Origin of the sequence: Caulobacter endophyticus (genome assembly GCF_029543245.1) — a bacterium.
In the GTDB taxonomy this organism is placed as follows: Bacteria; Pseudomonadota; Alphaproteobacteria; order Caulobacterales; family Caulobacteraceae; genus Caulobacter; species Caulobacter endophyticus_A.
In genome coordinates, this window is sequence record NZ_JARQWV010000004.1 from 152,671 (window position 1) to 178,796 (window position 26,126).

Below are 26,126 nucleotides of genomic sequence, written 5' to 3' on the forward strand. Positions count from 1 at the left end.
CCGCGATACCCCTCCAGGCTCCAGGCTGCACCCGCACTGTCTCGCACCTCTTGGGGCGCCACACGATCGCGGGAAGAGACCCGACGCGCGCTGAGGAATGCAGGAGCTAGGCCGATCCACCCGGTTGGGGTTCACGTGGGTCGTGACCAAGGGGTTTTCCATAAAGGCCGATATTGGCGTCGCCCCAGGCCTTTAGAGAGCGAAGGATCGGGGCCATGCTCAGGCCAAGCTCCGAAAGCGAATACTCGACCTTCGGCGGCACCTGCGCATAGACCTTGCGCGTGATCAGCCTGTCGTCCTCCAGCTCTCGCAGCTGGTTGGTCAGCATCCGCGGTGTACAGTTTTGAACCTGCCGCCGGATTTCGTTGAAGCGCAGCGTTCCGGCCAGCAGGTGCCAGAGGATGATGGCCTTCCACTTGCCATCGATCAGCCCGATCGCCGCCTCCACCGAACACCCCGGCGTGCAATCGAAACGGGAATGGCGCACCTTGGCCATGACAGTATCCTTTTTGATACTATGTGCGATCGTTGTCAGTATTGCGGATTTCAGAGAGTAGTTACACCTTTCGAGCACCGCAACACGGAGCTCCGCCATGAAGGCTATCGGCTACAAGAACCCCGGCGCCCTTGAGCGGCCCGACGCGCTTGAGGATATCGTGCTCGATCGGCCGGTCGCCACCGGCCATGACCTGCTGGTCGAGGTGGCGGCCGTGTCGGTCAACCCGGTCGACACCAAGGTCCGCGCCAGCGCGGCGCCTACGAACGGCGATTGGAAGGTCTTGGGCTGGGACGCGGTGGGCAAGGTCGCCGCAGTCGGGCCGGGAGTCGAGGACTTCGCCATTGGCGATGAGGTGTTCTACGCCGGATCGATCACGCGGCAGGGGGCTAACAGCCAGTTCCATCTTGTGGATGCGCGGATCGTCGGGCGAAAGCCCAAGACTCTCAGCAACGCCGAAGCCGCCGCCCTGCCCCTCACCGCGATCACGGCCTGGGAAATGCTGTTTGACCGGATCGACATCCGCCGACCCGTCCCAGGCGCGGCCAATGCGGTCCTGCTCATAGGTGGCGCGGGCGGCGTCGGGTCGATCGCGATCCAGTTGATCCGCGCCCTGACCGACTTGGTGGTGATAGCCACAGCGTCGCGAGCAGACACCCAAGAGTGGGTCAAAAGTCTCGGCGCCCACCACGTACTCGATCATGGTCAACCTCTGGCCCAGCAAATCGAGGCCCTTGGGATCGGGGCGCCCGCCTTCGTCTTTTCCACCACCCATACCGACAAACATCTGGATGACATCCAGGCGCTCATCGCGCCCCAGGGGCGCTTTGGCCTGATCGACGATCCGCCTCGGCTGGACGTCGTGGGCTTCAAGCGCAAGGCCGTTTCGATCCACTGGGAACTGATGTTCACTCGCTCGATCTTCGAAACGGCCGACATGGCTGAGCAGGGGCGGTTGCTGAACGAGGTCTCGAAGCTTGTCGACGCCGGCCGCATTGGCACGACCTTGACCCAGACCCTTTCGCCCATCAATGCGGCCAACCTTAAAGCGGCGCATGCGCTGGTCGAAAGCGGCCGCGCCAAGGGTAAGGTGGTCCTGGAAGGTTTTGGTCCAATCTGAGCGGCGATGAGATGCAAACCGCGGACCGTGCTGCAAGAAAGGTGAGCGCCATCAGGCCGTGATCCGGCGACCTTCTCAGGGTTCTCTCCGTGGAAAGAATCTCAAGTTCGGCGTTCCAAACTCGCGACGTCCTGATCGTCCCCTCATCGGGGGACGCCGCGCAAGAAGCGGATCGGGATCCTTCACCAGAAACGGTGGCCCGCCCGGAGAACGCTGGAAGGATGGTCTTGAAGGCGGACGGATCTTCGCCGTACACCTGATTCCTCGTGACATAACGCGGGTCTGCGTGGGGCATATGTCGAGTTGGGAATTGAACCTGAAACGCTTTCTGTCGGCGCTTGTGGTCTGTTGCGCCTGCCTGTTCGCCAGCACGGCGAACGCCGGCGCCCTCGCCTGCTGGGTGTTCGAGTTCGTGCCGGGACAACATCTTCCCCACCCGTCGCTCGACTACATCCAGAACGGCCACACCTACTATTCGGACGAGTTCGACTGGGTCGAAGGCGTCGACCAGGATGGCTATTCGGAGCTCTTCGAGGCCTACGTCCGCAAGTCCGTAAAGCCGCTCGGCCCGGGCAGCGTCTATGTCTCGGGCTGTAAGATGAGCGGCCCCTACGGCGGTCCCAAGTACAACGCCTCCAAGGCTCATGAGCGCTTTTTGCGCGAGACCGACGGACGCTCGACCAATCTGCATTGGACGCCGAGCGCGGCCGAACTCCAGAAGGCGCCGCCACCATTAAGGGGGGCTCCCATCTACATGCAGTGTCTGGCGATGCCCTCTTCGCAGCGCCTGTACCAGACCGGCGACTATGGCAAGAGCCAAGTCTTCAAGATTAAGCCGGAGGACAGCTACGGCGTCGAAAGCAAGGAATTCCGACCCTATCTCGAAGCCAACAACATCAGGGCCGTGCCCAAGTGCTTCAAAGCACGCACCCGAGAACGGCTGGACGCCATGGTGATCGACGAGATCGACCACTCGAAGGTGGGCGGTCGCATCTACGACATTCCCTTTACGGCCTCGGGAGCCTCGGCGGACGCCACACCCTCTGTCCAGCCCGCGCCAAAGCCCAAGCCGCCCGCAGCCGCCTCCTCGCCCGGCAGCCTGACGGTGAAGACCGACACCGGCTTGCGCGACGCCGGCAAGGCCTGGGATGAGCAGGTCAAGAAGACCCTGGCCGAGGAGGCAAAAAGGAAGGTCCAGCTCGCCGTCAAGCAGGCCCAGACCGACGCCAAGGCCAAGGCCGACCTGGAGGCCTTTCTCAAGGCCCGCCGTAAGCAGGGCAGCGCCCAATGAGCCGCGCGGTTCTGCTGGGAACGGCGGCCGCCTTGGTCACGGCGACGGCCGCGAAGGCGCAGCTGCTGACCATCGCTCTTGCGCCCATGTCCGCCGCGCCGGCCGAACAGCAGGCGGCGGCGGTGCTGAAAGGCGGCGCGATCTGCATCAAGCAGGGTCTGCTGTCGGCTTCGGAGATGCGTCGCGCCGTCACCAGCAATGACAGCGACGCGCGCCTGCGCGAGACGCTGAGCGGCGCTGGCGTGATGATCAACGGCTCAGGCACGGCGCCCGTGGAGGTCTCGGGCGTGGCGCGAATAACCTTGGCCGACGCCTGCCTCCCCGACTTCGGTTTCGGCAAGATCGACAAGATCAGCGGCAAGGCCGAGGTCGCCGTCGAGTGGACCCTGACCGACCGCGCGACCGGCGCCGAGATCGGCAGGCTGTCGACGCGCGAAACGGCGGTGCGCAACGGTGGAACCGGCGGACTGACCGGCCTGGTCGACGAAGCCTTCATGGCCAACGCCAGGGCCTTGGCGGCCAATCCGGCTTTTCGCGCGGCCGCCGCGCGACCCCTGCTGGCCTCGGCGAGGCACGAGGCCATCCAGCCGGGGGACCCGGCCGTGCTGGTGCTGGCGCCCTGGCGTCGGGTGACCGACAAGACCCCCCTTTCCATCGCCCCGCCGCGCATCATCGGGAGCGACCTCGACATGCTCTATGGCGGCGCCCGGGAGCACTTCGCCGTCGCCCTCGAGGCGGGCGAGACCCTACGGCTGGACATGCAGGACGCCGCAGCCAAGATCGTCATGCTCGTCAACGGTCCGGGCGACAAGTATCTCGCCTCGACCGACCACAAGACCCCCGAAAGGCGGCTCACCGCGACGGCGAAGACGACCGGGACACATATCGTCACCCTCTGGGCGCCGGGCGGCCAGCCAATCACGGCCTACCGGCTGCGGATCGACACTGATCGACGACCCTACGACGGATCGCCGTCTCGCCCGCAAATCGCCCCGGCCAACCCCACGTCCGCATCTGCGCCTGCGACCGGCCCCATCGGCCCCGTAGCCCTGCGCTGGGTCGTGGCCGCCCCTCTCGAAGCCCAGGCCGCCGGCCGGATCGGGGCCGCAGATTTCTGCACCGGCAAGGAGCCCGCCCACCCATCCGAGATGCGCCATGCCATAGAGTCCGGCGCGCTTGACGCTCGCCTGCGCGACGACCTGAAGGCCGCCGGCTTCCAGGTCGTTGGAAGCATGACCAAAACTCCCCATGGCGTCGCCCCGGTGTCGCTGGCGGCCGAGGTCCGGATCACCAACTTCCAGGGCTGCATCCTCAACTGGGGCCTGGCCAATTTCGACAACGTCTTTGGCAAGGCCGCCATGAGCGTCGATTGGGTGGCGCACGACCGCGCCACGGGCGCCGAACTGGCCCGCCTGACCACTCAGCAGGGCGTCGACCGCAAGAAGGATTCCGGCGGGCTCTTGTACCTGACCCAGGACGCTTTCAGCGCCAACATCAAGGCCCTGCTGGCGGACCCGATGATGAAGGCGGCCCTGCGCCGGCCGGCCCTGGCGACGGCCAAGCCGGACGATGGCCCGGCGCGAGACCCGTTGCGCACGATCGTGCCGCCGTGGACGCCGACGGCCTTCGGCGGCTTCGTCAGGCTGGACTTGCCGAAGATCGCCGAGAGCGACATCGACGCCACCGACGAGGACCAGACCTCGGCGCGCGAGACTTACAAGATCAAGGTCAGCGCCGGCGAGACGGTCTTGATCAGCGTGACCGACGCCCAAAGGCCGTTGCGCGTAGGCGTCCTGGACGGACAGAAAACCCTGCTCACCGATACCTTCGGCGCTGCGCCCAGCCTGAAATGGACGGCTCCCGGCGCCGGCGAGTACCTGATCCAGGTGACATCAGCCGACAAGCCGCGCCAGACGTCCTATCGCATGCTCGTCGAGAGCGACCTGCGACCCGTGGACTCGCCAAAACCCACGCTCGCCGAGGCGCCAAGGCCCTCACCGGAGAAGCCGCCGGCTACCGCTCCGGAGGCGCCGGCGCCCAAGCCGCAGTCGCCGCCTCCGCTACCGCCGCCGCCGAAGTTTACGCCCCCGCCGGGCGTGCTGCTGGCCGAGGTCGGCAAGTCGGTGCAGCGTCCGGCCGGCAAGGTCGGGGCGGCCGTCGACCTCTTCGCCTTCATCGGCGAGTCCGGGTCGGTGTTGCAGGTCACGGCCGGAGCCCCCGGCGCGGGCGGCCATGCGATCACCCTCTACACGCCCGAGGGCGACGAAATCCTGAAGGCCGACGGCGTGGATATGACCCGGCTGAACGCCATCCTTCCCAGGGACGGCATCTACATGCTCGCAGTCGGGCGCCAGGACGCCGCCAAGCCCTACAAGCTAACCCTTGAGGCGGAGGCGCCGGATCTCTTCCAGTGGAGCTTCCGCAATTTGGCGGGCTATGACGTCTATGACGCCAAAGGCGGCTTGTCCTTCTGGTCTTGCTGGACGGCGCCGGGCTCGACCTTGCGCTATAGCTTCACCAACGGGATGAAAGGCTCTCTCACCGTCCAGCGCGGCGGCGACGGCCGCTGGGAATTCGACGGCCAGGGCGTCAAGCCCTTCTTCACCAGACTGGCCGCGGGGGTCTACGTGCGGACCTATGAAGGGGGCGGCGCGCCGGACATCTGGAACCTCGACGCGCCGGAGCCAAAGACCGGCGCCTATCGCGGCTACTTCTGCCAGTAAACGGCATCCGATCATCGGACGGCACGTGCACGGTTGAAACGATTGCCGACGCTGGCGAGGGTCCAGAAACTCGACCTTCGCTGAGTTGCATAATCGGAGGCGTACGGACCACTAGAAGCGTCGGCCCGGGCCGGCTCATGGCAACCCATGAAAGCCGATCCGGCCGTGGTCCTGGATATCCCTCCTCAGACCAGCATCGACCGCTGGGCATGGATGGCCACCACCCCACCCTGCGGCCGAAGACGGTGAGCGCTTCGCCAAGGCGGCGCTCAAGCGTCGGGGGCAGGATCGACATCCTCACCCATACATGGGCAAGGCATGTAAGCACCCGGCTTTAACGGCAGGGCCGAACGCTTCATCCAGACCAGTCCGCGCAAATTGCGCCTAGAAGCGCACGTCACGCCCGTCCTTAAGGTTGGGCATGGATGCGCCACTGGGCGTTGGCGTTCCTAGGGTTGCCCGTGCCCGTCAGGTAAGGTTCGTCGCCCGACAGCCAGATGTACTGGTTCCAGTAGGTGTTGCGGATCGACGTGCCCTGGCCGGCGCTCTGCAGGTCGTAGGTGGCCGGCTGGGTCCCGTTTCCGGGGGCGAACAGCTTCACCGCCCCGGTCAAGGCCCGGTAGTCGAGGAACAGCATCGGGTCCTGGGCGGATCGGAACATCGTGTTGGTGTTGGGCCCGATCCGGGCGAAGTCCAGCGGCGTTCCGTCGCGATTGTAGATCAGCGAGTCGGGGACCACCCCGTCCGGGGCGATCATGTACTTGCCGTTGGCCACGCTCTGGATCCGCACCACCGTGCTGGTGCTGGCCGGTTGGGTCGGGATCTGCCAGCCGGCGGGCGTCGGGCTCATGGGCGCGATCGGCCCGTTGCGCCAGCGCCAGTTGTACCAGATCCGGGTCTGCGGATCGAACTGGTCCTCATAGCCGAGATTGGGCAGGGCGTTGTAGAGGCACTGGCGCTGGGTGTCCTGCAACTGACGGACCGCCGCGGCCTGGTCGGTGGTTCCAAAGTCCAGTTTGCTCATGCACTGGGCCTGGGTCATGCCCTTGCCGGTCTGCCCGGCGGCCAGCACATAGGTGTCGCCACGGTTGGCGGCGTTGGCGTACCAGCCGCGCATCTCGGTCTCGTCGTAGCTCAGCCAGTTCTTGACCAGGGTGTTGGCCTCGGCCCGGGCGGCGGCGGCGCGCTGGGCCGGCGGCAGGCCCATGGTGCGGATGAAGGCGGCCCAAAGGTCCTTGCTGGCTTCGGTCGCGACCAGGGCCGTCGGCTTCATGTTGCTGGCCTTATAGGCGTCCCAGCTGGGGTTCAGCCGCCCGTCGACCGTGGCCTTCCAGATCACGTCGCCGCTGGAATAGTCGACGGCCACGGCCCAGTTCGAGTGGCTGTGCTGCTCGGAGCCCAGCGCGCACAGGTAGCTCTTGACCTCACGCACCTTGATGTAGTTGTCGCTGGCGATCCGCACCGTGTGCTCGGAACGTTCTGGAAGGACGGCGCGGAGGTCAAGCGCTTCCGGGGCTCGCCCGAAGCCTTCGCGCGCGACGTTCCCAAGGCCGCCCCCGAACTGAAGGTGATCCGCTCGCTGAATCGGTTCGAGACCTTCGTCACCCGGGACGCACCGACCCTGACGGTCTTCAAACCCACCGGCGCTGGGCTTGAGCTGTCGCCCATCACCCATCCCAACGATCTGGTCGCCGGTTCGCCGGCCCAGTTCCGCTTTCTGCTGCAGGGCAAGCCGGCCCCCGATCTGGAGGTGACCGTCGTGCCCGGCGGGGCGCGTTATCGCGATGCGCCTGGCGACGTGACGCTTCGCACCGATGCGGACGGGACGGTCAGCTTCACCTTCCCCGAGGCCGGGATGTACTGGCTCGGCGCGCGGGCCAAGGGCGCCGATGACAGCAACGTCAGTTACGTCGTCACCCTTGAGGTCCTTCGCCCTTGAGCTGAAAGGCCGGGTCGCAAGGCGGCCCGGCCACCGTCCCCGGCCCGGTCCTCAGATCGGCGTCAGTTGGTAGCCTGTCTCCTCGCTCCATCCCCCGACACTCAGCAGGCTTTGCAAGGCGCGTCCTCGAGAGGTTCTCGTCAAGAAGGCGATAAGGCCGATCGCCCGACCGATCGCACGCCGCGGCACGCGCTGGCTGACTTCGCCAATCAGATCCTCCAACCGATCGAGCGCCTCGGCCGCGCTGTTGGCGTGCAGCGTCGCCACCCCGCCGGGGTGGCCGGTGTTCCAGGCCTTGAGCATGTCCAGCGCACTGCCGTCGCGCACCTCGCCGATCACGATGCGATCCGGGCGCAGGCGTAGCGCGGTGCGCACCAGGTCGGCCATGGTCACGACCGGCGCGGCGCGGCGTGTCAGCAGCGCCAGTTGATCCTGGGCCGAACACTGAAGCTCGGCGGTGTCCTCGATGAGGATCACCCGATCCTGTGCGAAGGCGGGCAGGGCCAGGAGCGCATTGGCCAGGGTTGTCTTGCCCGCGCCGGTCCCGCCGGCCACCAGGATGTTCTCGCGCGCCGCCACCGCCTCGGCCAGGGCGTAGGCGTGATCGGGGTCCACGACCCCTTGGGCGACAAAATCCTCAAGGGTGAAGATCGTCGCCGGACGCTTGCGGATCACGAAGCAAGGCCCCGCCGAGACCGGCGCGTAGATCCCCTGAAACCGCTCGCCGCCCGGCAGGGTGGCGCTGATCAGCGGCTGGTCGTGGGTCACCACCTCGCCGGCGTGGTCGGCGACCAGGCGCAGCACGCGTTCGGCGTCCGCCGCGCCCATCACGACCCCGGTGTCCTCCCGGCCCCGCCCCGCGCGCTCGACCCAGACGCGGCCATCGGCGTTGATCATCACCTCCACCACGTCTTCGGCGACGAGGGCCGCGGCGACGGCGGGGCCGAGGGCCTGGGCCAGGGCGTCAGACTTTCGTGTCGCGGTCACCGGGTCGGTCAGGGCCATGGGCTAGTCCTCGAAGCTGAAGGTCAGGTCGGCGACGCTCAGGATGGCCGGCGGCGGCCCGCTGGCCCTTCGCGCAGTCGAGGCCGCAGCGCTCTTGAGGGGGCGGTCGCCGGGCGCTGCGGCTCGCACGCCGAGCCAGTCGTTGGGCGGCGGGCCGGGCACATCGAGCGTCTCGGGCGTCTGCACGAAGCGCGCCCGTTCGCCGGCGAAGAAGTTGCGCGTCACCGCCGCGATCGCCGGCACCTCCCAGTAGCGGATCTTGTCGGTGATGAAGGGCTTGGCGTTGTTGACGAACAGGAACTGTTTGTCGGCTGGCAGAGCGCGCACGTCCTGCTCGGCCAGGACGTAACGCTCGACCTCGGCCTGGTTTCGGCTGCGATGGCCCTTGCCGAAGGCCAGGCGCGGGTCGCTGAAGCTCTCGCGCATCTCCAGCGCCCGCCCGGCCCGCTTGACCACCCGCTCGATACTGGTCGGCTCGGAGGTCGCGAAGGCGGCCGTGACGTGGCAGTTGTCGAAGATCGAGGTGTAGACGCCGTAGTACTTGAAGACGTCGTTGAACGACTGGCAGATCAGGTGGGCGGCGATCCCGTAGCCCGCCATCTCACCCAGCGCGTTCTCCAGGAACGGCAGCGGACCGAGCTTGGGAAACTCGTCGAGCATCATCAGCAGTTTGTGGCGCTTGGGACGGCCGCGGCTGTCGGTGTTCACCGTCTCCATCAGGCTGTTGAGGCTCTGACGCAACATCACACGGACAATGAACGCCAAGCGGTCGGCGTGGGCCTGCGGGGTGATAAGATACAGGCTGACGGGGGCCTTGGAGCACACCAGGTCGCCGATGCAGAAGTCGGAGGCTCCGGTCGCGTGGCAGACCAGCGGGTCGGCCCATAGGGCCAGGGACTTCTGGGCCGTGGCCAGGACGCTGGAGCGAACCCGCGGCTCCATCGATCTGAACGCCGTCGCCCCCAGCCACACCTCCGGATGGGTCTCGGCGATCGGTTGGCCGTCGTCGTCCCGGGCCAGGCCGTCCGGCGCGGCCGCGTCGGGCCGCCAGCGATGCTTGGTCGCCAGCATGGCGTCCAAAGTCGCCTCGATGTCGATGAGCAGCCGGCGGACGTGTCCCAGGGTCTTGTGCTCGTCGGGCTCGGCATAGAGGCAATGCAGGATCACGCCGGTGAAGAAGTTGGCCGCGCTCTGGTCGAAGAAGTCGAGATTGCCGCCCTTCAGGCCGATCGGGTCGACCAGGATGCCGACGATGTTCTGGATGTCGGCGATCTCCATCGCCCCCTTACGGACCTCGAACAGCGGGTTCCAGCGCGCGGTGTTGGGATCGGTCGGCGCAAAGTAGAACGTGTGGGAGAAGGTCCGCCGATAGTCGGCGGTGATGTGCCAAAGCTCCCCCTTGCGATCGTAGGTGAAAGCACTCTCCCCCCAGCCGATCTCCGAGGGCACCACGTGCCCGGCCCCCTTGCCTGAGCGCGAGGCGCCCACGATCACGCAATGGACCATCATCCCGATGGTCAGGAGGCGTCCCTTCAGGCGGCCCAGCACGCGTCCCTGCAGGCGCCCTCCCGACACCAGGCCGGCCCGCCGCGCGTCGGTCATACCGCCCCAGGCGTTCTTGCCGAACGGACGGGGCCGCGCCACGAACCGGCGGGTCAGGCCGATGACCATCAGCAAAGGCCACAGGAACACCGCCAGGCCGACCAGGGACGCCTGGTCGAACGCCTGCGGATAGGCGCCGGCCCAGCGGCCGTACCAGTCGACGAAGGCCCAGGGCGGATAGAGCCGGATCGAACCGGTCTGCGCCCACCCCCGACCAAAGGCGGCGGGATAGCTAAACTGGTGGGCGGCCGATTGCGTCGCCGCCCACAGCCCCAAGGTCAGGCCGGCGAGCGCCAGGGACAGGATTGCGAGCGCTTTGGAGCCTTTGGCCATCATCGCCTCCCAAGCCCCGACCAACAGTCGATCAAGGCCGCCCGATCGGCGCAACCCGTCAATTCTAGGGGGCGCCGCGCCCTTGAAGCCTCGGAGGGGGCGCAGTCGCCACGCCCTGGTGAGGGCTGGCGTGGACCGACGGCCGGCGCGCTCCCGCGACAATCTGACTGGCCCGGTTCGGACCGCCTGGCCTGGAGAACCGGCGACGCAATGCATACCTAAGCATCTGAAACCTGGGAGTTATCGAGACGAATGGCTGGCGGCTGGACACATGACGGGGGCGTGCTCGACCAGATCGAGGACACGGTGATCGACGGTGTCCTGAGCGCTCGCGCCCGTCTGCCGGCCGGCGAGAGCCTGCTGTTCTGCGTCGAGTGCGGCGAGGACATCCCCGAGGCGCGGCGACGCGCCCTGCCCGGCTGCCGCACCTGCATCCCGTGCCAGACCGGGCGAGACAAACAGGTCGTGTTCAGCAGCATCAACCGCCGCGGCAGCAAGGACAGCCAATTGCGCTAAGCGACAGGCAATTTCGCGAGCCTCCGTGAGGACGCGAACGCCGCGCCCCAAACCTTGATCCGCCGACTCGCCATTGGCGCCAGAGTGTTCTATGTTCGTTCCCATGAACCACGCCCATCCCGTCACCGCTGAGCCGCTGACCGCCGTGGAGATCGATGGCCTCCTCGGCGAGCTCGGCTACCTTGAGACCCTTCCGGCCGTCGGGCATGTCGAGGTCGCTGCCGATGGCGGCTTGACCGTCTGGCTCGATCCTACGGCCGGCGAGGCGCCCTGGCTCGACGCCCCCAGGCCCGAGCGGTCGCCGGACGTCGAGTTGCATGGTCAAGGCGCGCCGTGCCGGGCGCTGGTCGACCATCCCCGCGCCGAACATGTCGAGATGTTTTTCGACGGCCTGGGCGACCCGATGTCCGCGCCACGTGGATGGTGGCATGCGCGAGTGTGGCTGCGGGCCGCCTAGGGCCAGCCGGCGGACGGACTTTGCAGCTCGCCGCCGTACCGGCTAGCGTCGGTGTCTCGGCCGTCAGGGATATCCTCGAATGTGCAATCTCTATGTCCTGATGAAGGCGCGGGCTGAAGTCGCGGCCCTGGCGCGGGCGATGTCGGACCTCAACAACAACCAGCCGCCGATGCCGGGCATCTATCCCGACTACGCCGCGCCTATCATCACCCACGGCGAGGATGGCCAGCGGGTCATGCGCGACGCGCGCTGGGGAATGCCGTCGTCGAAGCAGGCGTTGTTCGACGCCGCAACGGAGCGGGCGAACAAGCTTCGCGCCAAGGGCACGGAATTTGATTTTGATGAACTGCTGAGGATGGAGCCGGACAAGGGCACCACGAACGTGCGCAACACGGTCAGCCAGAAGACCGGCCAGATCAACAAGCACTGGGCGCCGTGGCTTGGAGCCGGGAACCGCTGCCTCGTCCCCTTCACCTCGTTCGCCGAACCCGATCAGGATCATAACAAGGATCGCAAGAACATCTGGTTCGCGCTCGATGAGACCCGGCCCCTCGCCTTCTTTGCTGGTATCTGGACACCGCACGCGTGCGTGCGGATGAAGAGCAAGGGTTGGGAGGAGATCGTCGCTTATGGCTTCCTGACGACGGAGTCGGCCGAGCCGGTGAAGACCTATCACGCCAAGGCCATGCCGGTGATCCTGACCGAGCCGGAGGAGTGGGACCTTTGGATGAGCGACGCGCCCTGGACCGATGTGGCCCAACTGCAACGCCCCCTTCCCGACCGGCTGAAGATCGTCGCCGTCGGCGGCAAGAGCGACGAGGTCGTCCCGGCCTGAACGACCTAACGGTCCGGCGGCGTCCAGGACCAGGCCCCGTCATAGAGGTGCGGGAAGACCGCGACGTCCTTTGAGCCGCAACCCTCCTCGCCCGTGCAGGACAGCCGCGCGGCGATGTCGGCGATCTTCACGTCGATCCGCTCGCCGAACTTTTCGAGCAGGTCCTGCGGCGTCCATTCGATCAGCCGCGGACACTCGCGGCAGCAGATGGCCAGGGAATATCCCTTGCCCAAGAACGTCCTGACCGTATCGGCGCCCACCTGGCCCAGGTGAAACCGCCGGATCAGAGCTTCTGGCGGACGCTTCAGGGTCGAGGGCGGGTTGTCCACCGGCGAAATCTCTTCGGGTCGGATGGCCGAGCGGAGTCGCCACCAGCATGGAAATAGACCAGCGCCGCGCCGTCCGCCAGGGCCGCTCCCGGTCCGGATCGACGTCGTCCAAAGGCTGTCCACGGGCGGTCCTGGCGCTATAGGCCCCGGCATGACCCTGCCGCCGGACTCTGGCTCGGAGCCCATCGACTACTGGCGCGCGGTGACGCGGCGCGGGGTCCTGGCGCTTGGCTTCAGCGTTCACCGATCACCCGAGGGGCCGATCCTTGTCGCCGAACCCGTCGGTCCGTTGGAGGGGTGGACCAAGCGGGCGGCGATGGCCGCCATCGCCGTCCATGAAGATGTGCAGGCCACGCACGATCTGGCCCTGATCGCCTCCCACGCGGTCCGGTTGCTCGCGCTCGAGCGCAGCGCGGCCATCCTGGCCCTGAGCGCCTATCAGGACCTCCTGACCGCGGCTATCTGGAGAACCGTCTCGGCCAACCCGGCCCGCGGTCTGGAAACCTTGGGCCGCGGACTGAACCGCTAGGCGCGCCGGCGTTCGCCGATCAGCCCAGGATCGCCCTCGTCGGCGCCCTCGGCGTGAGGAAGTTGGACATAGAACCAGGCCAGTTCCGGATGGTGCTCGGCCAGATCGGCGAAGGCGCGACGGATGCGCGGCGCCAGGTCTGGATGCTTGGCGCACCGGGCGACCACCAGAGCGGCGATATTGCGCAGCGTCGGGCTCTTGAGCGCCGCCCGTTGGTCTTCCAGGCGACGGCGATAGCGCAAGGCGCTGGGGCCGTCGGGAAGCTCGGCGATGGCGCGCTCGACGTCCTTGAGGATCTCGGCGATGGTCTCGGCCAAGCCGATCTCCAAAGCCAAGGTCACAAACGCCGCCTCGACACGCAACACGATCAGTTCTCCCCCGAGGCCTGCACAATGGACCAGGCGCCTGGTCCAGGGCCCTGCGACGCGGCGTCGCGGGCCGAGGTTTTTCACCCCGCCCGGCGCACAAACTCAAGCGGTAAGTTCCCGTTTCGTTCACAGCCTGCTAAATTGCTGGGGACATGGAGTCGGCGCCTCGTAAAATCATTCACATCGACATGGACGCCTTCTACGCGTCGGTCGAGCAGCGGGACGATCCGGCCCTGCGCGGCAAGCCCGTGGTAGTCGGCTCACCGGCCGCGCGCGGGGTCATCGCCGCGGCCAGCTACGAGGCCCGGCAATTCGGGGTGCGCTCGGCCATGCCGTCCAGCACGGCGCTGCGGAAGTGTCCGCAGCTGATCTTCGTGCCGCACCGCTTCGAGGTCTATCGGGCCGTCTCGCGCCAGATCCACGAGATCTTCGCCGCGTTCACCGACCTCATCGAGCCGCTGTCGCTCGACGAAGCCTATCTCGACGTCACCGCCGACAAGGCCGGCGTGGGCAACGCCACGCAGACCGCGCGCCAGATCCGCGCCCGGATCCTGGCCGAGACCGGCCTGACGGCCTCGGCCGGGATTTCCTACAATAAGTTCCTGGCCAAGATGGCCAGCGACCAGAACAAGCCCAACGGTCAGTTCGTGGTCGGGCCCGGCAAGGGCCAGGCGTTCGTGGCCACCTTGCCCATCGGCCGCTTCTACGGCGTCGGCGAGGTGACCGAGGCCAAGATGAAGCGCCTGAAGATCGAGACCGGCGAGGACCTGCATCGCCAGTCCCTGGAGTTCCTGATCCACCATTTCGGCCGCTCGGGGCCGTGGTTCTACGGCATCGCCCGGGGCGTCGACGACCGGCCCGTCAATCCGGACCGCGAGCGTAAGTCCTCGGGGTCTGAGACCACCTTCGAGACCGACCTCCTCGACACCGCCCGCATTGAAACAGAGATCGCGGCCCTCGCCGAGAAGGTCTTTGCCTGGTGCCAGAAAGCGCAAGCCTACGGCCGCACCGCCACGGTCAAGATCAAGTACGCCGACTTCGAGCAAGCCACCCGTCGTCGGTCCCTGGCCGCGCCGATCACCGATGAGGCGACCCTGCGCCTGCTGGCCCAAGACCTCGTGCGGTCGGTGTATCCGTTGCGAGCAGGGGTGCGGCTGCTGGGCGTGACCGTGTCCAGCTTCGCCAGCGCGCCACCGTCGGTCCAGGCCGCCCTGCCCGTATAGACCACCCACCGAGCGGGGCCGGCGCGTCGACGCCCCCGTTTCCGGCCGAGCTTACGTCAGCTTCGGTCGCGCCTGAAAAATTCCGAGTCCGCCCAAACCCTTGCGCCGCCTTGGTCTTGGCCTTGGCGCGGCGCCTGGACGCATCCGGGGGTCGATTGACTCGCCAGCGCCAAAGAGAACAAAGATGGAACAAGATCGTTCTGTCAGCATGTCTCCCACCCCATCCCCCGCCGCGCTCGACGCGCTTCGCCGCAAGGTCCGCGCCCTGGAGACCCAGGACCGCGTCACCCGCGCGGTGCTGCCGTTCGGCGTGCCGCCCCTCGACGCACGTCTCCCCGGCGGCGGCCTGGCGCTGGGCGCCCTGCACGAGGTGGCGGGCGGCGCGGACGAAGCGCTCTACGGGGCCACGGCGGCGAGGTTCGCCGCCGGCGTCCTGGCCCGGGCCCAGGGCGAGGTCCTCTGGTGCCGGCGCCAGGCCGATCTCTTCGCCCCATCGCTCGCCCAGGCCGGCCTGCCGCCAGAGCGCGTGATCTTCGCCGACGCCGGCGACGAGGCCGGTGTGCTGGCGGCGATGGAGGAAGGCCTGCGCTGGCCGGGGCTTGCGGGCGTCATTGGCGAGGTCGGCAAGCTCTCCATGACCGCTTCGCGTCGGCTGCAGTTGGCGGCCTAAAAGAGCGGCCAGATCGCCATAGCGGTCCGAAGATGGCGGCGCATCGCCGACGCGGCCGACCTGGGCCAACCGACGGCGGCCGAGACGCGGTGGCGGGTCTCACCCCTGCCCTCCTCGCCGCTTCCGCCGTCTGTTCCCGGCGTGGGTCGTCCCCGCTGGTTCCTCGAACTCCTCCGCTGCAAGGCCGGCGACGCCTTCGACATCGAGCTAGAAGCCTGTGACGCAAAGGGTCATCTCCGTCTTCCTGCCCCGCTGGCCCACCGACCGGCTGGCCCGGATGCAGGGCAAGGCCGCGCCGTCGCCTGACATCCCGATCGTCATGGTCGGGCGCGTGGGTCGTCGACGCGCGGTGGCGCACATGAACCTGGCCGCGGCCAAGACAGGCCTCCGACTTGGCCAGGCCGTCGCCCACGCCACCGCCCTCGTTCCAGGATTGCTCCTCCGCGACCTCGACGCCGAGGGCGACAACGCCGCCCTGCAGCGCCTGGCGCTCTGGGCCCAGCGGCTCTACTCGCCGACGGTGGCGGCCGATCCGCCCGACGGCCTGGTCATCGACGCCACCGGCTGCGCGCATCTCTTCGGTGACGAGGAGAAGATGCTGATCGACCTGCGCCGACGCCTCGCCAAGGCCGGCTACGCCGCCACCGTCGCGATCGCCGACAGCTGGGGCGGCGCCCACGCCCTGGCCCGCTATTCGCGGCGGTCGCTATTCGTCGTGCCGCAGGGCGGCCTGGGCGTGCAGCTCAAGGACCTGCCGGTGGCGGCGCTGCGCCTGCCGCCCGAGACCGTCCAGGCCCTGGCCAAGCCGGGTTTCGACACCATCGGCGAGCTGGAGGCCACGGCCAAGGGACCGCTGGCCCATCGCTTTGGCCTGGAACCCATCCGCCGGCTCGACCAGGCCCATGGCCGCGAGCGCGAGCCGATCGAACCGGTCTTAGCGGCCGACACCCCGCGCGCGGCCAAGATCTTCGCCGAACCGATCGGCGCGCCCGAGACCATGGCCCGCTACCTGACAGAACTCACCGTCGAGCTGTGCGCCACCCTGGAAGCCCTGAACCTGGGAGCCAAGTCGATCGACGCGTGGTTCTACCGCGTCGATAACCGCATCGAGAGCGCCCGGGTGGGCCTGTCGACACCGGCCCGTGACGCGCGGCGCCTAGCCAAGCTCCTTTGCGAGAAGCTGGAGAACGTCGATCCCGGCTTCGGCGTCGACAAGATGGTGCTGGCCGCCCCGGGCGCCGAGCCGCTGGCCTATCGCCAGGACGAGGCGCATCTGGGCAGCGACAATCGCGCCGTCGCCGACCTGGCCGGCCTGATCGACACCCTACGCGTTCGCCTTGGCGCGGACGCCGTCTATCGCCTCACCAGCGCCGAGAGCGACATCCCCGAGCGCAGCGTGCGCAAGACCCCGGCCGTAGAGCGGCCGGCGGCCTTCTCCTGGCCGGTCGATTGGCCAAGGCCCACGCGCTTCTTTCCCAGGCCCGAGCCGATCGAGACTGTGGCGCTCTTGCCCGACCAGCCGCCGGCCTCGTTCACCTGGCGCGGTGTGCGCCGGCGCGTGCGGCGCGCGGACGGCCCCGAGCGCGTGTTCGGAGAGTGGTGGAAGTCCGACGTCGAGCTGGCCCGGTCACGAGACTACTTTCAGGTCGAGGACGACGGCGGCGAACGCTACTGGATCTACCGCGACGGTGACGGCGAGGACGCCGCCACCGGCAGCCAGCGCTGGTTCATGGCCGGGGTGTTCGGGTGAACAACACTCTCCACGCCCGCCAAGACCTTGGCGACTACGTCGAGCTGCAGTGCGCCTCGCACTTCTCGCTGCTGCGCGGGGCGTCCTCCCCAGCCGAGCTCTTCGACGAGGCCGTGAGGCTGGGCTATCGGGCCCTGGCGATTTGCGACCGCAACAGCCTGGCCGGCATGGTGCGCGCCCACGTCGCGGCCAAGGACACGGGCGTCCGATTGATCGTCGGCTGCGAGCTGGTCTTGCGCGACGGCACGACCGTGTTGGTCTACCCGACCGACCGGGCCGCCTATGGCCGGCTGTCGCGGATGCTGAGCCTGGGCAAGACCCGAGCCGGCAAGGGCGAGTGCGATCTCGACCACACAGACCTCGCCGCCCACGCTGAGGGCCTGATCGCCATCCTTGTGCCGGACGATGCCGATGAGGTCTGCGCTCAACAGTTGGCGCGCCTGTCGGCCATCTTCGGCGCCGACGCCCACCTGGCCCTGACCCTGCGCCGCCGCCCTGGCGACGCCTTGCGCCTCTATGAGCTGGAGCGGCTGGCGGTCGCGGCCGGGGTCACGCCCGTGGTGACCAACCGAGTGCTCTTTCACGACAAGGACCGCCGCCTGTTGCAGGACGTCGTCACCTGCATCCGCGAGAACACCACGATCGACGACGTCGGCTTCAAGCGCGACCGCCACGCCGACCGCTATCTGAAGCCCCCGGCCGAGATCCAGCGGCTCTTCCCTCGCCATCCACGGGCCATCGCCGCGTCCGTGGCGATCGCCAAGCGCTGCCGGTTCTCGCTGTCCGAACTGAGCTATCAGTATCCGCGCGAAGTGGTCGCCGACGGCGAGACGGCGCAGCAGACCCTGGAGCGCCTGACCTGGGAAGGCGCGGTCCAGCGTTTTCCGGACGGGGTGACGCCCGAGGTCCGCAGGATCCTCGAGCACGAGCTGAAGCTGATCGGACAGTTGGGCTATGCGCCCTACTTCCTGACGGTCAATTCCATCGTCGGCTACTCACGCAGCCAGGACATCCTCTGTCAGGGTCGCGGCTCGGCCGCCAATTCGGCGGTCTGCTACGTGCTGGGCATCACCAGCATCGACCCCGAGCGCAACGACCTTCTGTTCGAGCGCTTCGTCAGCGCCGAGCGCGACGAGCCGCCGGACATCGATGTCGACTTCGAGCATGCCCGCCGCGAGACGGTGATGCAGTGGATCTTCGAGACCTATGGCCGCCATCGCTCGGCCATCGTCGCCGTCGTCCAGCGCTTCCGACCGCGCGGCGCGGTGCGTGACGTCGGCAAGGTGCTGGGCCTGCCCGAGGACATGACCAAGGGTCTCTCCAGCCAGATCTGGAGTTTCAGCCGCGAGGATATCGAGGAAAGGCACGCCCGCGACATGGGCCTGGACCTGTCCGACCGCCGCCTGCGCCTGACCCTGGAGCTGTCGCAGATCTTGCTCAACACCCCGCGCCATTTCTCCCAGCACCCCGGCGGCTTCGTCCTCACCCAGGACCGGCTCGACGAGCTCGTCCCCATCGAGCCGGCCCGGATGGAGGGCCGCCAGATCATCGAATGGGACAAGGACGACATCGACGAGCTGAAGTTCATGAAGGTCGACGTCCTGGGCCTGGGCATGATGACCTGCCTCAAGCGCGGCCTGGATCTGCTCAGAGACGCCAAGGGGATCGCCCTCGACCTGGCCAGCATCCCGCCGGAGGATCCGCGCACCTACGCGATGATCCGCCGGGCCGACACCCTGGGCGTCTTCCAGATCGAGAGCCGCGCGCAGATGGCCATGCTGCCGCGCCTCAAGCCCCGGTCGTTCTACGACCTGGTCATCGAGGTGGCGATCGTGCGCCCAGGACCCATCCAGGGCGACATGGTCCATCCCTATCTTCGCCGCCGCGAGGGCAAGGAGCCGGTGACCTTCCCCAAGCCCGAGTTGGAGAAGGTGCTGGGCAAGACCTTGGGCGTGCCGCTCTTCCAGGAGCAGGCCATGCGGGTGGCCATCGAGTGCGCCGGCTTCACGCCCGGCGAGGCCGACCAGCTGCGCCGCGCCATGGCCACCTTCAAGTTCACCGGCGGGGTCAGTCACTTCAAGGACAAGCTGGTCGGCGGCATGGTCGAGCGCGGCTATCCGGTCGAGTTCGCCGAGCAGACCTTCGCGCAGCTCGAGGGTTTTGGCTCCTACGGTTTTCCGGAAAGTCACGCGGCCAGCTTCGCCCTCCTGGCCTACGCGTCATCCTGGCTCAAATGCCATCACCCCGAGGTGTTCTGCGCGGCCCTGCTGAACAGCCAACCGATGGGCTTCTACCAGCCGGCCCAGATCGTCCGCGACGCCATCGAACACGGCGTCGAGGTGCGGCCCATCTGCGTCAACGCCTCGCGCTGGGACTGCACGTTGGAGGAGGCCCCCGACGGGTCGCTGGCCGTGCGGCTGGGTCTGCGCATGGTCGGCAGGCTGGCCGAGGCCGACGCGGCGCGTGTCGTGCTCGCCCGCGCCGAGGCCCCCTATCGGTCTATCGACGATGTCTGGCGCCGGGCCCAGGTCGGGACCGGGGCCTTGTCGCGCCTGGCCGAGGCCGACGCCTTCCGCCCGAGCCTCGCCCTGGCCCGCCGCGAGGCCGGCTGGCTCATCAAAGGCTTGCGCGACACCGCCCTGCCCCTCTTCGACCAGGCCGGTGCGAACGAACTTAACGAGCCTGCCCTAGCTCTAAAGCCCATGACCGAGGGCCGCGAGATCGTCGAGGACTACGGCCATGTCGGCCTCAGTCTCCGCCGCCATCCCTTGGCGCTGCTGCGTGATGAACTCGCCGCCCAGGGCTATCGCCCTTGCCAGGCCGCCGCCAGCGGTCGCGATCGCCAGTTCATCAAGACGGCGGGCCTGGTCTTGGTGCGCCAGATGCCCGGCACGGCCAAGGGCGTGATGTTCATGACCCTCGAGGACGAAACCGGCGTCTCCAACCTGGTGATCTGGAAGACGCTCTACGAAAAGCAGCGGCGCGTGGCGCTGGGCGCCCACCTGCTGGGCGTCGAGGGACGCATCCAGCGCGAGGGCGATGTTGTCCACCTGGTCGCCTACAAGCTCCATGACCTGGGCGCGGTCCTGTCGAGCCTGCAGGATCGCGGCGTCGACGCCGGCGATCTCTCCTGGGCCCGCCGCAGCCGGAATTTCTGTTGAGGGCCCGATGATCGACAGGCAACCCTTGCTCTTCGACCTGCCCCAAGACCTGCCGATCACGCCCAAGACGCCGTGGCCGGAAGGCTTTCGCTATCAGGCCGAGTTGATCGACGCGGCCGAGGAACGCGACCTCGTCGCCAGCTTCCAGGATCTGCCGTTCAAGGCCTATGAGCATCTGGGCTATTTCGGAAATCGCCGCATTGCCGGCTTTGGTTGGCGCCAGGACGAGAGCGGCCGGATGGTCGAGACCGGCGAGCCGATCCCCGACCTGCTCCTGCCCTTGCTCGACGAGGTGGCGGCGTTTACGGGCCTGGCGCGCGACAGCTTCCGCCATGCCCTGGTCACCGAATATTCGCCGGGCGCGGGGATCGGCTGGCATCGCGACCGGCCGCCGGCCGTGGCGATCGCCGGGGTTTCGCTCCTGTCGCCCTGCCATTTTCGCCTAAGGCGCAAGGCCGGGGACCGCTGGGACCGCGCCTCGATCATCGCCGCGCCCCGCTCGGCCTACCTGATGGCCGGTCCGGCGCGCAGCGACTGGCAGCACAGCATCCCCGCGCTCGAAGCGCTGCGCTATTCGGTGACGTTCCGGACGGTGCGGCGCTAGACGCGCCAGCCGACCAGGAACGTCTCGATCAGGGTCTTGGCCAAGCCTTCGAACCGCGCGGCGGCGGCTACGGGAACGCGGGCCAAAAGACCGCCCGGAAACTTGGCTAGCGCGCCGCCGGTCAGAGCGATCAGCAGCTCAAGCTGGCCGCGCGCGTCACGCGGCTCCGCATCCGAACCAAGGCCCGAAACCTTGGCGTCGGCAGGAATGACGAACTCATAGGTGACGACTTTGCTGGCGGCGGCGGCGTGGGCCAGGAAGCGCTCGCGGCGCTCGGTGACGCCCTCCAAATCGAGGATCTCGGCGCTCGTCTCGACCGTCAGATCGTCCTCGAACGGCAAGGGCGCGGCCTGCGCCGAAGATCGCTTTTTCATGCCCTTGATATGGGGACGGCCCTGGGATTTTGGAGAGGTTGACCGGCCCGCGGGCGCTAGAGGGCGAACCCGGCGGTCCGGCTTTCCCGCCCGTCATACGCACGCGACGGACCGTATCTCAGCGCCCGATGCGGCGGCCAAGTTTCACCGCCGGCGACGGGGCGGAATCCTTTCGCCGCGCGAGGCGTTGTCTCGTCGCCAGGAGATCGCCATGCCCGACACCCAGACCTATCGCGTCCATGCGCGCGGCGAAGCGGCCAGCCACGGCCATGCGGTCGACGCCGTCAGCTTCGAGGATGCGGCGGTGGCCTTCGTCGAGCTCTGGCATCCGCCGGTCGACGCCGACAACGAGATTTCGCTGATCGTGCGTGAGACTGAGAGCGGCGTGGAGCACTGCTTCCGCATCGACCTGGACAGCGGCGAGGCCGCCCCCTGCCAGTAGAGGCAGGCCAGAACGAATCACCCCTTGCCCCGTTGAGTCGAGTCTTCGCGGCCCGGCGCTCCTGAGGGCCCTCACGGAAGCAAGACCATGGCCGGCTATCGCCCCACCTGGCAGGGACACCTTCGCCTTTCGCTCGTCACCTGCCCGGTGGCGCTTTACACCGCGACCAATTCCGGCGGCGAGGTCCATTTCAACCTGATCAATCCGGAGACCAACAACCGGATCAAGATGGTCACGACCGACCCCGACACCGGGCCGGTCGAGCGCGCCAAACTGGTCAAGGGCTATGAGTTCGAGAAGGGTCAGTATGTCCTGCTGACCAACGAGGAGATCGCCTCGGTCAAGCTGGAAAGCACCAAGACCATCGACATCGAACGCTTCGTGCCCGAGGCCGACATCGATCGCATCTACTGGGACAATCCCTATTACCTCGCGCCCGACGGCAAGCTGGCCCAGGAAGCCTTCAGCGTTATCCGCGAAGCCATGGCGCGCTCAGGCCAGATCGCACTGGGCCGCGTGGTGATGTCGACCCGTGAGCGCCTACTGGCCCTGGAGCCGCGCGGCAAGGGCATCCTGGCCTATACCCTGCGCACCGATGCGGAGGTCCGCGCCGAGGATGAGATCTTCGGGGCGATCAGCGACAAGGCGCCGGACGCGGCGATGATCTCGATCGCCGAGAAGATCATCCAGCAGCAGGAAGGTCCGTTCGATCCCAGCCAGTTCACAGACCGCTACGAGGAGGCGCTCAAGGCGCTGATCGCCGACAAGCGCAAGGGCCACAAGGTGGCCAAGGTCGCCGAGCCGGACGACACCAATGTCGTCGATCTGATGGCGGCGCTGCGCGCCAGCCTTGGCGGCGCGCCCGGCGCCAAGGCAAAGCCCGCGAGGGCCGCGGCCAAAGCCACCGGTCGTTCGAAGGCGACAGCCGCGCCGGCGCCCGCCAAGGCGCCGGCCCGCCGCAAGGCCAGCTAGGCCTTCTGGCGGTCGCTCTTGTCGCCCTGGCCGCGTCCAGCGTCATGGCTGGAGTGGCGGCGCTGGTCGGCGGCGGACGACTTGCCGACATCGACCTGTTCGGAGAAGTGACCCCCGTCGTCGCGGCGAACATAGCGCTTGTCGCCCGGCGTCGGCTCGATCAATTCACGTTTGGACATGATGGGTGGTTTCCCTTTCGGAATACGAATCCGCAGGCCGGCCCATCTGTTCCGCACCCAGCCTTTGGAACGACGTCCCGGCGGCGACGGTTGTCCTGGCGTGCGGATCGCCACCTTGAACATCAACAACGTCCTCGGCCGCTTCGATCCGTTGATCGAATGGCTGGACGACGCCCAGCCCGACGTTGTCTGCCTCCAGGAACTGAAAGCCGAGCAAGGCCGGTTTCCCGCCGAGGCTTTGGAGCAGATGGGCTATGGCGCGGTCTGGAAGGGCCAGCGCACCTGGAACGGTGTGGCGATCCTGGCCCGCGGCATGACCCCCGTCCTGACCCGGACCGCCCTGCCCGGCGAGCCCGATCCCTCCCAGAGCCGCTATATCGAGGCGGCGGTGGGCGGCGTGCTGATCGGCTGCCTCTACCTGCCCAACGGCAACCCCGTTCCGGGTCCCAAGTTCGACTACAAGCTGGCCTGGTTCGAGGCGCTCCTGGTCCATGCTCAGGATCTTCTGAACACCGGGGCGCCGGTCGTGCTGGCCGGCGACTACAACGTCGTGCCGACCGAGGCCGACATCTATCCCAACCATTCCTATGGCGGCGACGCCCTGCTGCGCCCTGAAAGCCGCGCGGCGTTCCAACGACTGTTGGCTCAAGGCTGGACGGACGCGCTGCGCGCCGTGCATCCGAACGCCGCGCCGTGGACCTATTGGTCGTATCTGCGGGAGCGCTGGCCCAGGGACAAAGGCCTGCGCATCGATCACCTTCTTCTGTCGCCGGACCTGGCCGACCAGCTCGAAGACGCCGGCGTCGATCGATGGGTGCGGGGGCTCGACGGCGCGAGCGATCACGCGCCGGCGTGGATCAGCCTCGCCGACAAATAGGCCGACGCCGGCGCATCCTAGACGCGGCCCGATCGCCTAGCGATCTGGTCCCGATGGCTCGCGCCCTGGCAGCAAGCCCTTGCCGCGCGCGAGGGCGAGCACCTGGCTGAGCCCCTTCTCCTGCGCGGCGACGGGGTGGCGGCCGATGGCCTCGATCGCCCGTCGATCGACCTCGCGCACGGCCTGGCCCACCCCAAGCGCCATCTGTGAGGGCGCAACCAGGGTCTCTTCGCCGAGCGCCTGGGCGACCATCAACCGCGTGCGGGTGCGCGCCACCGCCTCGATGCGCTTGTCGGCGCGTTTGATCTTGCGCTCCAGGGTCCGCCCTTCCCGGCGCGCGGCCTCGGCCGCCTGCTTTTCCGGATCCAGCCGCGCGGCCAAAAAGGCGCGGCCTTCGGGCCCGCTCAGCCAGTCGCGGCGGACGGCGTAGCGGATCTCGGCCAGGCGGGCGGCCTGCTTGGCCCGCGCCAGCGCGTTGAGTTCAGCGTGCGCCGCCCAGATCATCCGCGCCGGATCGCGCGCCCAGCGGACCAGGGTCGAGCGTCGGGCGCGCCCCTTGGCGATGCGGCGTTCGGTGGCCGCAAGGCGACCTTTCGCGATCGCTCGGGCCGCGGCGGCCTCGGCCAGCATCTCGCGCGCGATATCGCCCGCCCGGGGCGGGGTCGCACGCTGCAGACGCGCCAGGTCGCGGGTCCAACCGTCGCGCTCACCAACCATGGTGGCGTGAATCGCCTCAAATTCGCGGATCACCGCCCCGATCGGATAGGGCCCGCGCTCCAGGCCCGCCGCCATGCGGTCTTCCAGGTCGCGCAGCTTGGCCGGCCCGTCCTTGCGCGCCTGGTTGCGCTCGGCCACCCGGCGATTGATGTCGCCGCGATCGGAACCCTCGCCGCGCCGCTCCATGCCCGACGCGGCCGGCCCCAGATGGATGGTCGGCTCCTTTTCCTCGCCCTGGTCGGCCAGGCTGTGATGAGTGACCTGCGGCGCGTCCTGGCCCAGGTGCTGGCGCAGATGCTGGTTCTGGATCTCGCACCATTCCAGCCTCAGCGCCTTGACCGCGTCGGGATTGTCCCACTCGCGCCCCTTCAGGCCGAAGCCTTCGGGGCTCACGCGGCGGGTGGTGACCAGGATGTGGGCGTGATGATTGCGCTGGTCGCCGTGGGCGTCGGGATCGTGCAGGGCGTAGTCGGCGATCATACCGCGAGCGACCAGGCTCTGCTGGACGAAGGCCCGCACGAGGGCATGGCGCTGGACGTCATCGAGCTCGTGCGGCAACGAGATGAGCACCTCCCGCGCGGTCCGCGAGTCCGCCCGCTTGTCGGCCGCTTCCGCGGCGTTCCACAATCTCTCGCGATCGCCGAACGCCGCCGGCGCGGTGTCCGGGGCCATGACGCCGGAGAAGGCCACCCCGCCCTTGGCGGTGTAGTCGAAGGTCATTTCCAGGCGCTTGTCGTGCAGGCTGGTCGCGGCGCGATAGGCGGCGGCCGCCACGGCCGACCGGCCGTCCGCGCGCTTGATCGCCTGCACCTCGAGCCGGAACTGCGCCACCGGGTCTCCTCGTCCAAATCGCGCCTCTGCGCTTAAGGATCGCTAAGGGGCTGGCCCCTTGGCTGTCGGCGTCATCCCGATGACGCCGGCCGCAGGCATTGCTTGCAATGCATAACTGCGCCCTTGTCACCAACGACGCGTTAGGGGTACGCTCCTCCCTGCCCGAAATCAAGTCGCCGCCCGTCCCCCGCCCCCTCAACCGGCCCGACGCCATGCCAGTCGACAACGCCTCCCAGACCGCCCGCCCCCGCCGACAGCCCGAGAGCGACGCCGCCCGCCAGCGCCGGCTCCAGGCCCTCGAAGTCGCGCTGGCCGATCGCGAGCATCGCGCCAAGGAAGCGCTCTCGGGCCTGCGCGGCACGCTTCCCCGCAACCGGGGTCACGTCACGCCGCTGGCCAAGATCAAGGACGACGAGGAGCGGCTGGCTGTCTGGCGCGCCCGGGTCGAGCGCCTGGAAGCCCTGCTCGACCAGACCGAGCGCAAGCGTGAGACGCGGGCCAAGATCGTGCTGAGCACCACCCTGCTGGCGCAGGCGGCCGAGGACCCCGACGACCCGCTGCTGGCGCGTCTGCAGGCCATCGTCGACGCCCGTGTGCATCGCCCCCGCGACCGGCTGGCGATCGCCGAGACCCTGGGCCTGGCCATCGCGCCGGTGCGGTCGCGGCCTGTTCCCGACCTGCCCGACTTCGACGCCCTGGCCGACGAGATCCTGCGCGAGGACGCCGCGGTTCCCGATGCCGCCTCGCCGCCTCGACGGCGCAAAAAAGGGGGCTGACGCCCCC

The 26,126-nt window shown here is 68.1% G+C and carries 26 protein-coding genes; 17 read left to right on the forward strand and 9 right to left on the reverse strand.

What is annotated here, in order from left to right:
* Window positions 1-106: 106 nt before the first annotated feature.
* Window positions 107-496, reverse strand: coding sequence for a winged helix-turn-helix transcriptional regulator (locus P7A99_RS05325; RefSeq protein WP_277792898.1), 390 nt, complete (start codon window positions 494-496; stop codon window positions 107-109).
* 97 nt (window positions 497-593) lie between these two features.
* Here P7A99_RS05325 and P7A99_RS05330 point away from each other — a divergent pair, with 97 nt between their 5' ends.
* The 3 genes from P7A99_RS05330 (at window position 594) to P7A99_RS05340 (ending at window position 5,630) form a co-directional block, all read left to right on the forward strand.
* Window positions 594-1,616 (forward strand): zinc-binding alcohol dehydrogenase family protein, encoded by a 1,023-nt coding sequence (locus P7A99_RS05330; protein WP_277792899.1) that lies wholly within the window; start codon window positions 594-596, stop codon window positions 1,614-1,616.
* A gap of 310 nt (window positions 1,617-1,926) precedes the next feature.
* Window positions 1,927-2,907, forward strand: coding sequence for a cell envelope integrity protein TolA (locus tag P7A99_RS05335; protein WP_277792900.1), 981 nt, complete (start codon window positions 1,927-1,929; stop codon window positions 2,905-2,907).
* A complete protein-coding gene (locus P7A99_RS05340) occupies window positions 2,904-5,630 on the forward strand; it encodes a hypothetical protein (RefSeq protein ID WP_277792901.1) in 2,727 nt (908 codons plus the stop codon). Before P7A99_RS05335 ends, P7A99_RS05340 begins: the two co-directional genes overlap by 4 nt.
* 409 nt (window positions 5,631-6,039) lie before the next feature.
* On the opposite strand, the gene P7A99_RS05345 is transcribed toward P7A99_RS05340, so the two are convergent.
* Window positions 6,040-7,092 carry a hypothetical protein gene (locus tag P7A99_RS05345; protein WP_277792902.1) on the reverse strand — a complete coding sequence of 351 codons (1,053 nt, stop codon included), beginning with the start codon at window positions 7,090-7,092 and terminating at the stop codon, window positions 6,040-6,042.
* Between the two features lie 3 nt (window positions 7,093-7,095).
* Here P7A99_RS05345 and P7A99_RS05350 point away from each other — a divergent pair, with 3 nt between their 5' ends.
* Window positions 7,096-7,569, forward strand: a complete 474-nt coding sequence (locus P7A99_RS05350) for a DUF4198 domain-containing protein (RefSeq protein ID WP_277792903.1) — start codon at window positions 7,096-7,098, stop codon at window positions 7,567-7,569.
* A gap of 51 nt (window positions 7,570-7,620) precedes the next feature.
* On the opposite strand, the gene trbB is transcribed toward P7A99_RS05350, so the two are convergent.
* Both trbB and P7A99_RS05360 read right to left on the reverse strand, forming a co-directional pair.
* Entirely contained in the window at window positions 7,621-8,574 is a 954-nt protein-coding gene (gene trbB, locus P7A99_RS05355) for a P-type conjugative transfer ATPase TrbB (RefSeq protein WP_277792904.1), read from the reverse strand.
* 3 nt (window positions 8,575-8,577) lie between these two features.
* Window positions 8,578-10,509 (reverse strand): type IV secretory system conjugative DNA transfer family protein, encoded by a 1,932-nt coding sequence (locus tag P7A99_RS05360; protein WP_277792905.1) that lies wholly within the window; start codon window positions 10,507-10,509, stop codon window positions 8,578-8,580.
* Between the two features lie 252 nt (window positions 10,510-10,761).
* Here P7A99_RS05360 and P7A99_RS05365 point away from each other — a divergent pair, with 252 nt between their 5' ends.
* The 3 genes from P7A99_RS05365 to P7A99_RS05375 all read left to right on the forward strand — a co-directional run bounded on the left by P7A99_RS05365 (window position 10,762) and on the right by P7A99_RS05375 (window position 12,317).
* Window positions 10,762-11,025 (forward strand): DksA/TraR family C4-type zinc finger protein, encoded by a 264-nt coding sequence (locus P7A99_RS05365; RefSeq protein ID WP_277792906.1) that lies wholly within the window; start codon window positions 10,762-10,764, stop codon window positions 11,023-11,025.
* A 91-nt stretch (window positions 11,026-11,116) separates the two neighbouring features.
* Window positions 11,117-11,482, forward strand: a complete 366-nt coding sequence (locus P7A99_RS05370) for a hypothetical protein (RefSeq protein ID WP_277792907.1) — start codon at window positions 11,117-11,119, stop codon at window positions 11,480-11,482.
* Between the two features lie 79 nt (window positions 11,483-11,561).
* Window positions 11,562-12,317, forward strand: coding sequence for an SOS response-associated peptidase family protein (locus P7A99_RS05375; RefSeq protein WP_277792908.1), 756 nt, complete (start codon window positions 11,562-11,564; stop codon window positions 12,315-12,317).
* Between the two features lie 5 nt (window positions 12,318-12,322).
* Here the strand turns inward: P7A99_RS05375 and P7A99_RS05380 are convergent, their stop codons facing one another.
* Window positions 12,323-12,646 carry a hypothetical protein gene (locus tag P7A99_RS05380; RefSeq protein ID WP_277792909.1) on the reverse strand — a complete coding sequence of 108 codons (324 nt, stop codon included), beginning with the start codon at window positions 12,644-12,646 and terminating at the stop codon, window positions 12,323-12,325.
* Window positions 12,647-12,797: 151 nt separating this feature from the next.
* Here P7A99_RS05380 and P7A99_RS05385 point away from each other — a divergent pair, with 151 nt between their 5' ends.
* Window positions 12,798-13,175 carry a hypothetical protein gene (locus tag P7A99_RS05385; RefSeq protein WP_277792910.1) on the forward strand — a complete coding sequence of 126 codons (378 nt, stop codon included), beginning with the start codon at window positions 12,798-12,800 and terminating at the stop codon, window positions 13,173-13,175.
* Here P7A99_RS05385 and P7A99_RS05390 read toward each other — a convergent pair.
* A complete protein-coding gene (locus P7A99_RS05390) occupies window positions 13,172-13,492 on the reverse strand; it encodes a hypothetical protein (RefSeq protein WP_277792911.1) in 321 nt (106 codons plus the stop codon). The two genes, P7A99_RS05385 and P7A99_RS05390, sit on opposite strands and share 4 nt — an antisense overlap.
* Window positions 13,493-13,695: 203 nt before the next feature.
* Between P7A99_RS05390 and dinB the strand changes: the two genes are divergently transcribed.
* The 5 genes from dinB (at window position 13,696) to P7A99_RS05415 (ending at window position 20,951) form a co-directional block, all read left to right on the forward strand.
* A complete protein-coding gene (gene dinB, locus P7A99_RS05395; protein ID WP_277792912.1) occupies window positions 13,696-14,766 on the forward strand; it encodes a DNA polymerase IV in 1,071 nt (356 codons plus the stop codon).
* A 184-nt stretch (window positions 14,767-14,950) separates the two neighbouring features.
* On the forward strand, window positions 14,951-15,436 hold the full coding sequence (locus P7A99_RS25140; RefSeq protein WP_347276680.1) for an ImuA family protein: 486 nt from the start codon (window positions 14,951-14,953) through the stop codon (window positions 15,434-15,436).
* 217 nt (window positions 15,437-15,653) lie between these two features.
* Window positions 15,654-17,186 (forward strand): Y-family DNA polymerase, encoded by a 1,533-nt coding sequence (locus tag P7A99_RS05405; RefSeq protein WP_277792913.1) that lies wholly within the window; start codon window positions 15,654-15,656, stop codon window positions 17,184-17,186.
* The gene (locus P7A99_RS05410) at window positions 17,183-20,347 is read left to right on the forward strand and encodes an error-prone DNA polymerase (RefSeq protein WP_277792914.1); all 3,165 of its coding nucleotides are present in this window, start codon (window positions 17,183-17,185) and stop codon (window positions 20,345-20,347) included. Before P7A99_RS05405 ends, P7A99_RS05410 begins: the two co-directional genes overlap by 4 nt.
* 7 nt (window positions 20,348-20,354) lie before the next feature.
* On the forward strand, window positions 20,355-20,951 hold the full coding sequence (locus P7A99_RS05415) for an alpha-ketoglutarate-dependent dioxygenase AlkB (protein ID WP_277792915.1): 597 nt from the start codon (window positions 20,355-20,357) through the stop codon (window positions 20,949-20,951).
* Here P7A99_RS05415 and P7A99_RS05420 read toward each other — a convergent pair.
* Complete coding sequence (locus P7A99_RS05420; RefSeq protein WP_277792916.1) at window positions 20,948-21,325, reverse strand: hypothetical protein; 378 nt, start codon at window positions 21,323-21,325, stop codon at window positions 20,948-20,950. The two genes, P7A99_RS05415 and P7A99_RS05420, sit on opposite strands and share 4 nt — an antisense overlap.
* Before the next feature lie 211 nt (window positions 21,326-21,536).
* On the opposite strand from P7A99_RS05420, the gene P7A99_RS05425 reads away from it, so the two are divergent.
* Entirely contained in the window at window positions 21,537-21,767 is a 231-nt protein-coding gene (locus P7A99_RS05425; RefSeq protein WP_277792917.1) for a DUF5961 family protein, read from the forward strand.
* Between the two features lie 87 nt (window positions 21,768-21,854).
* A complete protein-coding gene (locus P7A99_RS05430; protein WP_277792918.1) occupies window positions 21,855-22,739 on the forward strand; it encodes a Ku protein in 885 nt (294 codons plus the stop codon).
* Here the strand turns inward: P7A99_RS05430 and P7A99_RS05435 are convergent.
* Window positions 22,736-22,918, reverse strand: coding sequence for a hypothetical protein (locus tag P7A99_RS05435; protein ID WP_277792919.1), 183 nt, complete (start codon window positions 22,916-22,918; stop codon window positions 22,736-22,738). The genes P7A99_RS05430 and P7A99_RS05435 overlap by 4 nt on opposite strands.
* 115 nt (window positions 22,919-23,033) lie before the next feature.
* Between P7A99_RS05435 and P7A99_RS05440 the strand changes: the two genes are divergently transcribed.
* Window positions 23,034-23,795: an exodeoxyribonuclease III gene (locus P7A99_RS05440; RefSeq protein WP_277792920.1), complete on the forward strand. Its 762-nt coding sequence runs from the start codon at window positions 23,034-23,036 to the stop codon at window positions 23,793-23,795.
* 36 nt (window positions 23,796-23,831) lie between these two features.
* Here the strand turns inward: P7A99_RS05440 and mobQ are convergent, their stop codons facing one another.
* The gene (mobQ, locus tag P7A99_RS05445) at window positions 23,832-25,343 is read right to left on the reverse strand and encodes a MobQ family relaxase (protein WP_277792921.1); all 1,512 of its coding nucleotides are present in this window, start codon (window positions 25,341-25,343) and stop codon (window positions 23,832-23,834) included.
* Window positions 25,344-25,555: 212 nt separating this feature from the next.
* Between mobQ and P7A99_RS05450 the strand changes: the two genes are divergently transcribed.
* Window positions 25,556-26,119, forward strand: a complete 564-nt coding sequence (locus P7A99_RS05450; RefSeq protein WP_277792922.1) for a hypothetical protein — start codon at window positions 25,556-25,558, stop codon at window positions 26,117-26,119.
* Window positions 26,120-26,126: the final 7 nt, after the last annotated feature.